11 protein-coding genes are annotated in these 13,257 nt (G+C 57.2%); 7 read left to right on the top strand and 4 right to left on the bottom strand.

Annotated elements, in window-relative coordinates; translation table 11 throughout:
* Nucleotides 1-27 precede the first annotated feature (27 nt).
* Together LOY68_RS16610 and LOY68_RS16605 are read left to right on the top strand one after the other, a co-directional pair.
* The gene (locus tag LOY68_RS16610) at nucleotides 28-795 is read left to right on the top strand and encodes an SDR family NAD(P)-dependent oxidoreductase (RefSeq protein ID WP_265038590.1); all 768 of its coding nucleotides are present in this window, start codon (nucleotides 28-30) and stop codon (nucleotides 793-795) included.
* 12 nt (nucleotides 796-807) lie between these two features.
* Nucleotides 808-1,563 carry an SDR family NAD(P)-dependent oxidoreductase gene (locus LOY68_RS16605; protein WP_265038589.1) on the top strand — a complete coding sequence of 252 codons (756 nt, stop codon included), beginning with the start codon at nucleotides 808-810 and terminating at the stop codon, nucleotides 1,561-1,563.
* A 41-nt stretch (nucleotides 1,564-1,604) separates the two neighbouring features.
* Here LOY68_RS16605 and LOY68_RS16600 read toward each other — a convergent pair whose 3' ends face one another.
* From LOY68_RS16600 to LOY68_RS16590, 3 genes are read right to left on the bottom strand one after another with little or no spacing between them, the layout of a single operon-like run.
* On the bottom strand, nucleotides 1,605-2,951 hold the full coding sequence (locus tag LOY68_RS16600; protein WP_265038588.1) for an NAD(P)/FAD-dependent oxidoreductase: 1,347 nt from the start codon (nucleotides 2,949-2,951) through the stop codon (nucleotides 1,605-1,607).
* A complete protein-coding gene (locus LOY68_RS16595) occupies nucleotides 2,948-4,465 on the bottom strand; it encodes an aldehyde dehydrogenase (RefSeq protein WP_265038586.1) in 1,518 nt (505 codons plus the stop codon). The genes LOY68_RS16600 and LOY68_RS16595 overlap by 4 nt, the downstream gene beginning before the upstream one ends.
* Nucleotides 4,458-5,369 carry a dihydrodipicolinate synthase family protein gene (locus LOY68_RS16590; RefSeq protein ID WP_163910170.1) on the bottom strand — a complete coding sequence of 304 codons (912 nt, stop codon included), beginning with the start codon at nucleotides 5,367-5,369 and terminating at the stop codon, nucleotides 4,458-4,460. The genes LOY68_RS16595 and LOY68_RS16590 overlap by 8 nt, the downstream gene beginning before the upstream one ends.
* A gap of 594 nt (nucleotides 5,370-5,963) precedes the next feature.
* On the opposite strand from LOY68_RS16590, the gene LOY68_RS16585 reads away from it, so the two are divergent.
* Nucleotides 5,964-7,199, top strand: a complete 1,236-nt coding sequence (locus LOY68_RS16585) for an aromatic ring-hydroxylating oxygenase subunit alpha (RefSeq protein ID WP_123508397.1) — start codon at nucleotides 5,964-5,966, stop codon at nucleotides 7,197-7,199.
* Between the two features lie 53 nt (nucleotides 7,200-7,252).
* Here LOY68_RS16585 and LOY68_RS16580 read toward each other — a convergent pair whose 3' ends face one another.
* Nucleotides 7,253-8,215, bottom strand: coding sequence for a LysR family transcriptional regulator (locus LOY68_RS16580; RefSeq protein ID WP_163910168.1), 963 nt, complete (start codon nucleotides 8,213-8,215; stop codon nucleotides 7,253-7,255).
* A gap of 448 nt (nucleotides 8,216-8,663) precedes the next feature.
* On the opposite strand from LOY68_RS16580, the gene LOY68_RS16575 reads away from it, so the two are divergent.
* The 4 genes from LOY68_RS16575 (at nucleotide 8,664) to LOY68_RS16560 (ending at nucleotide 13,257) form a co-directional block, all read left to right on the top strand.
* The gene (locus tag LOY68_RS16575; protein WP_123508352.1) at nucleotides 8,664-9,701 is read left to right on the top strand and encodes a quaternary amine ABC transporter ATP-binding protein; all 1,038 of its coding nucleotides are present in this window, start codon (nucleotides 8,664-8,666) and stop codon (nucleotides 9,699-9,701) included.
* Nucleotides 9,702-9,747: 46 nt separating this feature from the next.
* A complete protein-coding gene (gene proW / locus LOY68_RS16570) occupies nucleotides 9,748-10,713 on the top strand; it encodes a glycine betaine/L-proline ABC transporter permease ProW (protein ID WP_123508353.1) in 966 nt (321 codons plus the stop codon).
* 109 nt (nucleotides 10,714-10,822) lie between these two features.
* Nucleotides 10,823-11,821, top strand: coding sequence for a glycine betaine/L-proline ABC transporter substrate-binding protein ProX (proX, locus tag LOY68_RS16565; protein WP_239512035.1), 999 nt, complete (start codon nucleotides 10,823-10,825; stop codon nucleotides 11,819-11,821).
* An 86-nt stretch (nucleotides 11,822-11,907) separates the two neighbouring features.
* Nucleotides 11,908-13,257 (top strand): MmgE/PrpD family protein, encoded by a 1,350-nt coding sequence (locus tag LOY68_RS16560; protein WP_163910165.1) that lies wholly within the window; start codon nucleotides 11,908-11,910, stop codon nucleotides 13,255-13,257.

The raw sequence follows: 13,257 nt of genomic DNA, 5'->3' as shown, positions 1-13,257 counted from the left end.
ACCGAAAAACAATAATAGGTAGGTGCCATGAAGTTCGATAACAAAGTGGTGATCGTTACAGGCGCGGCTGGGGGTGTGGGACAGGCGCTGGCGTTACGGTTTGCCCGTGAAGGCGCCAGGCTTTTCCTGTCTGATCTTGACGAAGCCGGTTGCAAATCAATTGCCGCCAAGGTCCGAGAACTCGGCGCCGAAGTGCACTATCTGGCCGGCGATCTGCGCCGCAAAGAATATTGCGAAGCCATCGTCCAAACGGCCGTCGATGTCTTTTCGGGGATCGATATCGTGTTGAACAACGCGGGCATTATTCCCCGGGGCACCATTGAGGAAACCACTGACGAAATGTGGTTCGACGCCATGGGCGTCAACCTGAACGCCGTGTTATTCATCTGCCGCGCAGCGATACCGCACATGAAAAATCGCCCCGGCGCCGCGATCGTCAATACCTCTTCGGTCTGGGGCATTTACCCCGGCCCGGCCCACGTGGCGTATTGCACCAGCAAAGGGGCGGTGGCGGCGCTGACCAAGAACCTCGGCCGCGACTGTGCGCCGTTGGGCATCCGTGTGAACGCTGTCTGCCCCCACGAAATCAATACGCCGATGATCCGCAGTGGCTTTGAGCGGCGTGGCCTGGACCCGGACAAGGCCGTGCAGGAGTTGAACAAGAGCGTGCCACTGGGCCGTATCGCCGAGCCCGAGGACATCGCCGATGTCATCGCGTTTCTGGCGTCCGACGAAGCCCGGTACATCGCCGGTGAAACCGTAGAAGTCACCGGCGCCAAGCCGGTATCAGGTTAAGGAGAACGCGCGATGCTCAAGGGTAAAAATGTAGTGGTGACCGGGGGCGGCCGAGGCATTGGCCGGGGGATTACCGAGAAACTGCTTGAAGCGGGAGCTTCGGTGCTGATCGCTCAGCGCCAGGCGCTGGACGCGCAATTGCGCAAGCACCCCCGCGTGCATTTCGTCGAGGCTGATCTTGCCTCGGTCGAGTCCCCGGGATTGATCGCGCAAGTCGCCCAGGAGCAACTCGGCGGCGTTGATGTGCTGGTCAACAACGCGGGGTTCATGTTCGAGAAAACCATCGATGACATGACCGAGCAGGATTGGGATCGCATGATGGCGGTCAATCTGCGGGCGCCGGCATTTCTGTGCAAGGCGCTCGTGCCTCAGATGCGGCGCCGAGGCGCAGGCAGCATCATCAACATCGGGTCGATCGAAGGGATCGGTTCTAACCCTGAACATGCCGCCTATTGCGCCTCCAAGGCGGGCATCCACGGGTTGACCCGGGCGTTGGCGGTCGATCTTGGGCGGGACAGCATTCGCTGTAATGCCATCGCCCCTGGATGGATCAATTCCGAGTTGAGTGATGCGTATCTCGCCACCCAGGCTGATCCGCGCGCGGCACGTCAGGCCTTGCTGCGACTTCATCCGGTCGGGCGCACCGGCATGCCGACGGATATTGGCGGCGCCGTGGTGTTCCTCGCCTCCGAGTTATCGGCCTTCATCACCGGGCAAGTGCTGGTGGTGGATGGCGGCCGCACCGCGAAACTGCCGCTGCCGTTTTGAACGCCTAAGTTGCAAACGGAGGGGGCGTTCGCCCCCTCCCCTTAACCTTCCCGCCCGGCCCAGAACTCATGCCAGCGAATCACCGAACTCACCCCCAGCTTGGTGATCAGTTTGGGTGGCAGCCTGCTGGGTCCTGGTGCGTGACTGAAACTGTCAAGAAACTCCGACCGCGTACCTGACGCCAACTCCGCCGCCATCACCCCTGCCAGGGTGCTCTTGACGGTACCCAGTCCATTTTCGCAGCACGCCGAGTAAAGATTTTCTTCAATCTCCCCAAATGCAGCGGCACTGTTGCGGCTCAAACACAGACGCCCGGCCCAGCTGAACTCCAATGCCGTGGATTGCAACTCGGGAAAGCGCGCATCCAGCGAATGCCGCTGTTCCTTGGCAACCGCCGCCACACGTTCTGGCGTTACCTGGATCGTCGGGTCATAGGTGAACTTGGTCCGGATGACGATGCGGGATTGACCGTCCGCAGAGATCTTGCGCACGGTCGCGCCCATGGGATCCGCCGGTAACAAGGCCCACCTGGCTTTGCCCGACACCCCTTTGCCGAACGCGTCGTCGCTGTACGCTGCTGTCATGGAGGCGTAAGTGAAGACATGCAGAAGTCGTCCTTGATAGTGGCCAAAATCTTCAATGTGACCGTTAACCCCGAGTATGACCTTGGGTGCATGCACCGACCCGTCAGGCGACCGAGCCACCCAGCCGCTGCCCTGCTTCGACAATTCAACAATCGGTGAGCACTCATACAGCGTGATGTTCCCGGCCAGCCCCGCGGCCAGGTCCCGGATGTATTGCGCGGGTTGAATCATCACCGCGCCGGGGGTGTAGATCCCACCGTGGTAATAGGTCGAGCCGGTGATTTCACGCATCTGCGCGGCATCCAACATTTGGTACTTTTCGCCAATACTCTCAAGGGAGTGAGCGTAATTGACGTTCAGTTTCAATCCGCGCTCGGTGGCGGCCGCGTTGATCTTCCCTGAAGGGTCGAACGTCTCGGCCGACATCCCGTACTCGCGTGCCGCCTGGGCGGCGAACTCGATCGCAAAGCGATTTTGCGTGATCTCCAGCGCCGTGGCCGACTCACTCGCCACGGAATATTCACCAGACGACAGACTGTGCGGCACATCGATCATGAAGCCCGAGTTCCGGCCTGCCGGTCCCTTGGCCACTTCATGCGCATCGACCACCACAATGCGGTCACCGGGGTGCAGCTGCGAAAGCCTGCGCGCAGCGGAAAGGCCGGCGAAACCGGCACCAATAATCAACCAGTCCGCCATCACGTTTCCATCAAGCCTGCGCACGGGCGCAGTGCGAACGGAAATCGCCTCCCAACCTGAGACTCCGGTGTCGACCGGCAGGCGCTTGATGGTATGGGTGCTCATTTTTCGGTCTCTTCATCCGACCGATCAGACACATCGATCCAGATGGTTTTGATTTCGGTGTACTGGTCATGGGCAAAAATGGATTTGTCCCGACCGCCGAAACCCGATTCCTTGTAGCCGCCGAACGGGGTCGACGCATCGCCCTCGCCAAAGCAGTTCACGGTGACGATGCCGGCACGGATTTCCCGCGACAACTTGATCGCCCGGCGCAGGCTGCCGGTGTAAACCGAGGCCGCCAGGCCGTATAGCGTGTCATTGGCCAGGGCAATCGCTTCGCTGAGCGTATTGAACGTGGTGACCGACAGGATCGGGCCGAAGATTTCTTCCTGGAACAGCCGGCTATTGCGGTCCACGCCGTCAATCACGGTCGGTTCGACAAAGGCACCGTCCTGGGTGGCACCACCGTACACGACGCTGAGATTCCCGGCAGTCGCGTGCTCAAGGTACGACTTCACCTTGGCGAAATGTTCCGGGCTGACCAGTGACCCGACACGGTTTTCCGGATCAAGCGGGTCGCCCATTTTCCACTCGCGGATGTAGGCGCCCATGCGTTCCAGCAGTTCATCTTTCACCGAAGCATGGACAATCAGGCGCGAAGTCGCGGAACAGTTTTCACCCATATTCCAGAACGCGCCGTTGACCACATGCTGGGCGACGAGATCCAGGTCTTGCGCATCATCCATCACCACCGCCGGGTTTTTCCCGCCGCACTCCAGCACGATGCGTTTCAGGTTCGAATCGGCGGCGTAATGCAGGAATCGGCGGCCGGTCGCGGTTGAGCCGGTGAAACTCACCATATCCACGTCGTTATGCAGGCCAATCGGCTCACCGACCTCCTTGCCCGTGCCGGTCACAATGTTCAATACGCCGGCGGGTATCCCGGCTTCAAACGCGAGTTGAGCAACGCGCAAGGTGGTCAACGAGGTTTGCTCGGCCGGTTTGACGATGACTGAACAACCGGCCGCGAGCGCCGGACCGATTTTCCAGGCCAGCATCAGCAGCGGGAAATTCCACGGCAATACGCAGCCCACCACGCCGATGGGCTCGCGGACCACCAGGGTCAGCGCGTCGCTGCCCACCGGAGCGGTGTTGTCGTAAATCTTGTCGATCAATTCCGCGTGCCAGCGCAGGGTGTGGATGGTGTCCGGCACGTCCACCAACTGGCATTCACTCACGGGCTTGCCGCTATCGAGACTCTCAAGGACAGCCAGTTCGTGCTGATGGCTTTCCAGCAGGTTGGCAAACTTCAGCAGCACGGCTTTGCGCTCCCGAGGGGAAATCGAGCGCCAGCGTCCATCCTCGAACGCCTCTTTGGCATTACTCACCGCAAAGTCAACATCCTCGGCCGAACACGCCGCGACGTCCGTCAAAAACGCGCCCGTCGCCGGGTTGTGCGTCGCGAAGGTTCGGCCCGAGATCGCCGGTCTGAACGCGCCGTTGATAAACGCCCTGGAGGGCAACGAAATGTCTTTGGCCAGGGCCGCATATTCGGCTTTGCTGAGAAGATCACCCATGGCTGGCTCCCGAAGTAATGTTGGCTACATTGCGTTTAAGTTCGGCGATGACCGCTGCCAGGCTTTGCTGTTCTTCGGCTTCAAGTGGCTGCAGCGGCAAGCGCACGTCGCCTACGTTCAACCCGGCAATTTCGCAGCCGTGCTTGATCGACTGCACGAACTTGCCGCCGTCCAGGGCATTCATCAGCGGCATCATCGCCGACATGATCTGGCGGCCCTTGTCGAAGTTCTTTTCGATCACACAGGCTTCATAAAGCGCTACGTGCTCCCGGGGCAGGAAGTTGGACCCTGCGCACACCCAGCTCCTGGCGCCCCAGGCAAAGAATTCGAGCGCCTGGTCGTCCCAGCCGCATGACAGGCCGATATTCGGAAACTGCCGCGCCAACAGATGCACTCGGCCCATGTCGCCGGAGCTCTCTTTGATGGCAATCACGTTTTTCGACTCGCTCACGCGGGTCAGGTATTCCTCATCCATCGACACGCACATGCGACCCGGGTAGTTGTAAAGCATGATCGGCAAGTTGGCGGCGCGGTCGATGGTCAGCGCGTGGATCGCGTTTTCCCGGGAGGTTGGCAGTGCGTAAGGCGGCGACGTGACGAGAATGGCGTCGGCGTTAATCGCTTTGGCGTCCTTCGCGTACTGGACGGCATCTTCGGTGCGAATGGCCCCCGTGCTGACGATCAGTTGCACCCGCGTGCCGATGACATCTTTGGCGTAGGCCGCGAGCTCAGTCCGTTCTTCCGACGTCTGCGCATAATATTCGCCGGTCGAGCCGCCGATAATAATGCCGTGCACCTTCGCTTCGATCAGCGACTCCAAAACTTCCGAATACACACTCCAGTCGATCTCCCCGTCGGGTTTATAGGGGGTAACTGCTGGCGTATAGATACCTTCAAATTTCAAGATAAATGCTCCGAATGTGGATTGTATGGAAGATCAACGTTGCCAATATTCAGACACGGGAATAACGACGGTACTTTTATCGCGCCGTTCATAGGCTTCAATAAAGCGTCATGATGTCCGTTGATCCGAAGTGGTTTACCGACTGGCAGGAGTAACTCTTGAATCCAGACTGGCATGGGCCAGGAAGGTGGTCAATAGAGTGTATTTCTTGCTTGCAGGTGTTTAAACAACAGAGCGTCAAACCCTGCCTGATTTTTATGCGTTGAATTTCAACTACTTATAAAACATGCAGCGAAGCCGCGACCTCAATCGATAACATTTGTTTATGCATTGCTCAGCGTAAAAGTTTCTTGTTGATAGATGATTGGGGTCGTAGCCTTACAGCAGCGATATTTTATCAACGAATAAACGGCGAAGTTTTTCCGCACGCCCATCTCATTAGTTTGAATCTGCTGATCGGGCTTGAATAAGTGGATATGAAAATATTGCTATACATGCACACATTGACAAATAAACGAAACAAGTGACCTTCAGCCTCATCACGCTGAGCAGGCTGGATATGTCGCCCCCTTGGTAATCTGGAGTGTGTTGACCGTGAGCACTAAATCGGCCGTTTCAAATCTTATCGCGCAGCGCAAGCCTGACTACGCGCTGCCAGGTGCCCTTTATAGCGACCCGGACGTTTACCGGCAGGACCTGGAACAGATCTGGCACAAAAGCTGGATCTTTGCCGGGCACACCTTCGAGCTGGAGAAGCCAGGCCAGTACCTGTCGCTGCAAGTGGGCGACTATCCCGTCGCGGTCGTGCGTGGCGCCGATAAACAGATTCGGGCGTTCCATAACGCTTGCCGTCATCGCGGTTCCAAGGTGTGCCCGGAAGCCAGCGGCAAGGTCGCCAAACTCGTGTGCCCTTACCATAAATGGACCTATGAGCTGGACGGTAAATTGTTGTTCGCCGGCAACATGGGGGACGATTTCGACAAGTCCCAGCTTGGATTGAAACCGGTGCATTGCGAGGTCGTCGAGACCTACATCTATGTGTGCGTGGCGGACATCGCCCCGGACTTTTCGTCGTTCAGGAAATCCGTCACCCCGTTCGTGGCGCCGCATTACCTGGACGACTGCAAAGTCGCGTTCGAGTCGAACATCATCGAAAAAGGCAACTGGAAACTGGTGTTCGAGAACAACCGCGAGTGCTACCACTGCGACTTCACTCATCCGGAATTGATGCACTCCTTCGTCGACAACCCGTCAGTGGGCGGCGCGGGTGGCGATGAAGACCTCGAACTCAAGGAGCATTGGGACCGCTGCGAAGCGGCCGGCCTGCCGAGTCGCCTGGTCATGGACGATAAGGGTCGGTTCCGCATGACCCGCATCCCGCTGTTTTCGGGGGCCGTCAGCTACACCATGGATGGCAAGCCTGCGGTCGCCGGTCGCCTGGACACCACTGGCGAAGCCAATATCGGCGCATTGCTGTATTTCAACTATCCCTCGACCTGGAACCACTTCCTGGGCGATCACGCATTGAGCTTCCGCGTTCTGCCGATCGGGCCGAACGAGACGATGGTTACCACCAAATGGATTGTCAAGAAGACCGCGCAGGAAGGCGTCGACTACGACATCGATCGACTGACCAAAGTCTGGCTCGCCACCAACGACCAGGACCGCATTTTGGTGGAAGGCGCTCAGGTCGGTGTCAACTCGCCGGCTTTCGAGCCTGGCCCGCTGTCGGTGGCCAGCGAAATTGGCGTGTGCCAGTTTGATGATTGGTACTGCAAGACGATGCTTGAGCAACTCAATGACACGATCACCTTAAGGTCGGTCGGCTAAGTTCACCCCTGCCGGCGGTGAGAACCCTGCAGGGCCACCGCTGGCATCCCCGTCTAATCGCTTCGGGAGAACTGCGCAAGAATCCAGTCTCTAAGCCGGCAACAGGCGTCGTCATTGATTCGGTCTTCACGAAAGGTCAGGTAATGCTGACTTTCATGCAGGACCACTTCCTCCTCGACCGGCCGAATCAACGTGCCATTTGCGATCAGGTTTGCCACCAGGTGATTCCAGCCGAGGGCGACGCCCTGATGGGTCAACACCATGCTGATCACCAGGTTGTAGTCATTCGCGTTGAAAACGTGCGGGCTGTCGTGGGGGCGTTTTTCGATATCGACATCGTGATAAGCCAGCCAGACGCCCCAATCGACGTGCTCCGCCACCTGGGATCTGCCGTAGGGGCTGAGGTTCAGCAACACCCCGTCGCGCAAACCCTCAAGGCTGGAAAGCTCCGGATGCTCCTCTTTATAACGAGGCGTGCACACCGGGTAGATGACGTCATGAAACAGCGGATAACTGCGGTAGCCATCCTGAACCCTGGCCATTTTGGTGATGAAAATGTCCGGAGTGACACCCGGCTCCATCGACAGGAAGTTTTGCGTGGTGACGAGGTTGAGGTCGATGTCTGCGTTCTTGGTGAAAAAACCCGGCAGCTTGGCGGCGAGCCAGAGGGCTGAAAACGCGGGCGAACAGCACAGCGTCAACGTGCGTTTGCCGGCATTGTTGGTGCGAATCCGCTCGGCGGCCTGGGAGATATTCACGAACGATAACTGTGCGGCATCGAAAAATATCGAACCGGCTTCCGTCAGCTCGACCGCCCGCCCCACTCGCTTGAACAGGTCCACTCCGAGGTACGCTTCAAGCTCGCGTATCTGTCGACTGATCGCTGCCTGAGTCACACAGAGTGCTTCAGCCGCACGGGTGAAACTCTGGTATTTGGCGGCGGCAACGAATGACTTGACCGCTTTGAGCGACGGCATTTTCAGCAGCGTCATATCTGGATCGATGTGCTTAACCATAACCTAGAGTATTGAATGCCTGGTCAGGGGCCCCTGGAAGGGCCTTGAGAGATGAAATCAGCGGCAAGGTTCCCCCCACAGCGCAAGCCCGAGAGTAGCTGAAACAAAGCGTCTACGACAGCGGGAAACAGCGCTTGAATGCATAAAACGATGCTGTTCAAACGGAAAGGCCAGTCTGTTCGCAATCGATAACATAGGGTTATTGATAGGTCAGAAGAAATGTTGTTAGACGTTGACCTTATTAGGTAATAACTTGGGTCTCAAGGAACTGTTCAATTCAGCGCCGACAAAAGAAAAACAATAAACATCACATAATAATGAGGATAGTCACAATGACTAAATCCCGTCCCTTCCCCCAGCTTGACTGCCCTCACACGCACCGTCTTAACTGATCAAGATACGTACCGCAAAGTCTTGATTTTATGTCGTAATTGCAGCAGGAGGGGTTATGAGTCTTGGTGACGAGATACTCTCGGTAAAAAACATTTATAAAGTTTTTGGTACTCAACCAAAACTCGCCATGGACATGCTCGCCCGCGGCGCGGACAAGAATGAAATCTTCAGCAAGACGGGCCAAGTTGTCGGTGTTTTTGACGCCAGTTTTTCAGTAAAACGCGGAGAGATATTCGTCATCATGGGACTCTCCGGTTCCGGGAAGTCGACCATGGTTCGGTTGTTCAACCGACTGATCGAACCGACCTCGGGCACTATCCATCTCAACGGCCAGGAAATCACCGGTCTCTCCGACGCGGATCTTTTAAGTGTTCGACGCAAAGACATGAGCATGGTGTTTCAGTCCTTTGCGTTGATGCCTCATATGAGCGTGATCGACAACGTGGCGTTCGGCCTGGAAATCTCGGGTGTCGAAGAAAGCGAGCGTCATCTTCGTGCGCTGGAGGCCCTTAAACAGGTGGGCCTCGACGGACACGCCTACAGCTATCCGCACCAGCTGTCGGGCGGTATGCAGCAACGGGTCGGCCTGGCCAGAGCGCTGGCCAATGACCCGGCCATCCTGCTGATGGACGAAGCCTTCTCGGCACTCGACCCGCTGATCCGCAGCGAAATGCAGGGCGAATTGATTCGACTGCAAGCGGAGCAACACCGCACGATCATCTTCATCTCACACGACATCGACGAAGCGATTCGAATCGGCCATCGCATTGCGATTATGGAAGGCGGCCGGGTCGTGCAGATCGGCACGCCCCAGGAACTGCTGTGTCACCCGGCGAATGATTACGTCAGGGCATTCTTCAAAGGTTTCGATGCATCAAAGATCCTGAAGGCTGGCGACGTTGCCAGGATCTGTGCGGAACACCCTTACGCGAAGGATCAAGCCACGCCTACGCTGCGCGATGATGTGCTACTTCAAGACATCTTCCACATTGTTGCAGATGCGGTTAATCCGGTTGCCGTGCTGGATCGCCAGGGAGTGTTCAAAGGCACGATCTCCAAGAGCCTATTGCTCCAGACAATGAGCCGCCACTAAGGCGTTACTTGCTGGCTTGCCAGGCTCAGACATTCAGGTGATTAGCATGAACGAATTCAATCTTTTAGACCCGTTTCAATCGATCAACGTTCCTCTGGGCCAATGGGTAGAAGTTATCCTTAATTACTTGGTTCATAACTTCCGCGATATATTCCGTTCGATCAGATGGCCAATCGATCAAGTACTTAATGGTATTCAGTTTGGCTTGCTGTCCATTCCCCCATCGATATTTATCATTGTTGCCACGTTGTTTGGCTGGCAGGTGGGTGGGAAGAAAATAGGCATCCTCTGTTTCGTTACGCTGACGCTGCTGGGCGTAATTGGCGTGTGGAATGACGCGATGATCACCCTCGCCCTGGTCCTCACTTCACTGTTTTTCTGCGCGGTCATTGGCATACCGCTGGGGGTCTTGTGCGCCCGCAGTGACCGGTTGGAGATGCTGCTGCGCCCGGTACTCGACGCCATGCAAACACTGCCTGCATTCGTTTATCTGGTGCCCGTCGTCATGTTGTTTGGTATCGGCAACGTACCGGGGGTGTTGGTCACCATCATCTTTTCGGTCGCCCCGCTGGTCAGGCTGACCAACCTGGGTATTCGGCAAGTACCGGAAGACAAGGTCGAGGCCGCCCGTGCGTTCGGCTGTACCCCTCGGCAAATGCTGAGGCGCGTGCAACTGCCGTTGGCGGCTCCGACGATCATGGCGGGCCTGAACCAGTCATTGATGTTGTCACTGTCGATGGTGGTCATCGCCTCGATGATTTCGGTGGGTGGCTTGGGAATGATGGTACTTCGCGGGATCGGTCGCCTCGATATGGGCCTCGCGACCGTCGGTGGCGTGGGCCTGGTATTGCTGGCGATTTTCCTCGACCGCCTGACCCAGGCCATGGGTGAGCGCAGTAACCGCGCCACCAAAGGTGAGCGCTGGTACCAGACAGGCCCTGTAGGCGTGTTGTTTCGCCTGAAAAGAAAACCCCCCATTCAAAAGATCGAAGTCAGTCCGAAAGAAAGTTAACCCGCCTGGCGGTGCCGTGAACCATAAGAAATGCCAGCTCCTTAATTCACACAGGGTAACGACAATGAATTTCACACAACGCGCAATTGCACAAAATCTTATTCGTTCCGTGGCGCTTCTAGCCTTGGCGGTATCACCTGTTTTCGCGTCCGCCGCGAATGCGCCAGAACCAGGCAAAGGGGTATCGATCACCCCTATTTTCCCGGCAATCGCCGAGGAGCGATTCCGCGGCGAGATCGCCATGGCGGGCCTCAAGGAACTTGGCTACAAAGTCCAGACGCCCAAGGAGACCGAGTACTCCACCATGTTTGTTGCGCTCGCCAGTGGCGACGCCGACTTCACCGTGCACATGTGGGAGAAGCTGCATGAATCGTTCTACGACAAAGCCGGTGGCGATGACGCGATGGTGAAATCTGGCGATATCATGCCGGGCGTGTTGCAGGGCTACATGATTGATAAAAAAACCGCTGACCAATACAAAATCACCTCGATTGAAGACTTGCAGAAACCCGAGATTGCCAAGTTGTTCGATGGCGATGGCGACGGTAAAGCCGACCTCACCGGTTGCAATCCAGGCTGGGGTTGCGAACTGATCATTGCGCACCAGATGAAAGCCTATGGCCTGACCAAGACCGTTTCAAACAACCAGGGCTCCTACTTTGCGCTGATGGCCGACACCATTGCCCGTTATAAACAAGGCAAGTCCATCCTCTATTACACCTGGGTGCCACAGTGGATTTCCGGTGTGCTGGTTGAAGGTAAAGACGTTGTCTGGCTGACCGTACCGCGTACCGATCTCCCCAGCGGTAAAAACGATACCAATACGACGTTTAACGGCAAAAACCTCGGTTTCCCGGTGGATTCGGTCAGGGCTGTCCTGAACAAAGAGTTCGCCGAGAAAAATCCGGTGGCCACCAAGTTCCTGTCTGAGATGCAAATCTCCACCGACGATGAAAGTGCGCAGAATCTGAAAATGCACAACGGCGAGAAAAGTGCAGCGGACATCACTCGTCATGCCGCTGAATGGATCGCCGCCCATCGCGCGAAGTACGACAGCTGGTTGGCGGATGCACGCGCCGCTGCCAATACCGCCACTGCACAGAAATAACCTCCGCGTTTAAAGCTGCTTAATAAGTTGCCCCTGGCCGGGCAACTTTTCTTCTGTTTCGGAATTCACTCTTCAGGAATCATAAGATGCCGTTGTATTCGTTCGTCCAGAATTTCAGTTACAAGGACGTTCCGCAGCACACCCGCGAGCTGGTTGAAACCTGCCTGCTGGACATTATCGGCGTGGCCGCGGGCGCTCGTGATAATCAAACCAGCGTCTTGCTCAAGGCCTACGCTGAGGCGAACTTCTCGGCCAATCAACTCACCAGCCGACTGTGGTTCGACGGCAGGGCTGTACATCCATTGGGCGCCGCGTATGCGGGCGGTTTCAGTGTCGATAGCCTGGACGCCCATGAAGGCCACTTCACCTCCAAAGGCCACGCCGGTGCAACGGTGGTGCCTGCGGTGATTGCGTTGGTGGATGCGTGCCTCAATCAAGGTCAAGACATCAGCGGCGAAGAGCTGCTCATGGCGCTGTGTATCGGTTATGAAACGGCGTTGCGCGCTGGCCAGGCCTTGATGGCCACCGCCCCGGAATATCATGCGTCGGGGGCTTTTTCCGGGATCGGCGTTGTCTGTGCGGGTACACGCTTGCTGAAGCTGGACGAAACGACGTTTCGTCACGCCCTGGGTATCGCCGAATACTTCGGCCCGAGGTGCCCGATGATGCGGTTGATCAGCTTCCCGTCGATGCTGCGTGATGCCCACGGTGCCGGGGCGTTTACCGGAGTCAACGCGCTACTGATGGCCCGGATGGGCATTACCGGTGCCCCAGCCGCAACGGTCGAACCGCTGGAGATCTCCAGCTTCTGGCAGGACATCGGCACCCGCTGGGAAATCGACGAGCAATATTTCAAACCGTGGCCCGTGTGTCGCTGGGCGCAACCGGCGCTCACCGCCATGACCGCACTGATGCAAACGCATCCCGCCATCACGCCTGAGTCGATCGAAACCATCGACGTTGAAACATTCCATGAATCCGTGTGCTTGCAGGGGCATTTCCCGAAGAATGCGGATGAAGCCCAGTATGCGCTGGCGTTTCCACTGGCCGCGTTGATTGCGCGCGGACAGCTTGGCCCTGGCGAAGTCACCGGGGAAGCCATTCATTCACCGGACATTTTGAGTGTCAGTGCGAAAATCACCCTTCGCGAGGCGCCCGACCTGTCCAGCCGATTCCCGGAGGAAATTCTTTCCCGCGTGACCGTGACCCTGAAAGACGGCAGCCGTCTCGCCAGCCCTACGGCCACCGCCAAGGGCGATCCGGGCAACCCGATGTCGAGCGCCGAGCTCATCGATAAATACCATCTGCTCGCGGATGACAGCCTGGGCATCACCCTCAGCGACGGGATTAAACAGGCCATTCAAGCATTGCCCGACAGTCAGGATTGCCAGGCCTTTCTTGAGTTGTTGCTCAGCGCGCCGAAAAGCGCTGTCTAG

Source organism: Pseudomonas sp. B21-053, assembly GCF_026016365.1.
In the GTDB taxonomy this organism is placed as follows: Bacteria; Pseudomonadota; Gammaproteobacteria; order Pseudomonadales; family Pseudomonadaceae; genus Aquipseudomonas; species Aquipseudomonas nunensis.
Note: the sequence above shows the minus strand (reverse complement) of the source record. Positions and strands in the feature narration are given on the sequence as shown.

What these genes read in the sequence shown, in the direction of transcription:
- LOY68_RS16600 (WP_265038588.1), bottom strand. Translation starts at nt 2,951, where the DNA reads ATGAGCACCCATACCATCAAGCGCCTGCCGGTCGACACCGGAGTCTCA.
- LOY68_RS16610 (WP_265038590.1), top strand. Translation starts at nt 28, where the DNA reads ATGAAGTTCGATAACAAAGTGGTGATCGTTACAGGCGCGGCTGGGGGT.
- LOY68_RS16595 (WP_265038586.1), bottom strand. Translation starts at nt 4,465, where the DNA reads ATGGGTGATCTTCTCAGCAAAGCCGAATATGCGGCCCTGGCCAAAGAC.
- LOY68_RS16575 (WP_123508352.1), top strand. Translation starts at nt 8,664, where the DNA reads ATGAGTCTTGGTGACGAGATACTCTCGGTAAAAAACATTTATAAAGTT.
- LOY68_RS16560 (WP_163910165.1), top strand. Translation starts at nt 11,908, where the DNA reads ATGCCGTTGTATTCGTTCGTCCAGAATTTCAGTTACAAGGACGTTCCG.
- LOY68_RS16605 (WP_265038589.1), top strand. Translation starts at nt 808, where the DNA reads ATGCTCAAGGGTAAAAATGTAGTGGTGACCGGGGGCGGCCGAGGCATT.
- LOY68_RS16580 (WP_163910168.1), bottom strand. Translation starts at nt 8,215, where the DNA reads ATGGTTAAGCACATCGATCCAGATATGACGCTGCTGAAAATGCCGTCG.
- proW (WP_123508353.1), top strand. Translation starts at nt 9,748, where the DNA reads ATGAACGAATTCAATCTTTTAGACCCGTTTCAATCGATCAACGTTCCT.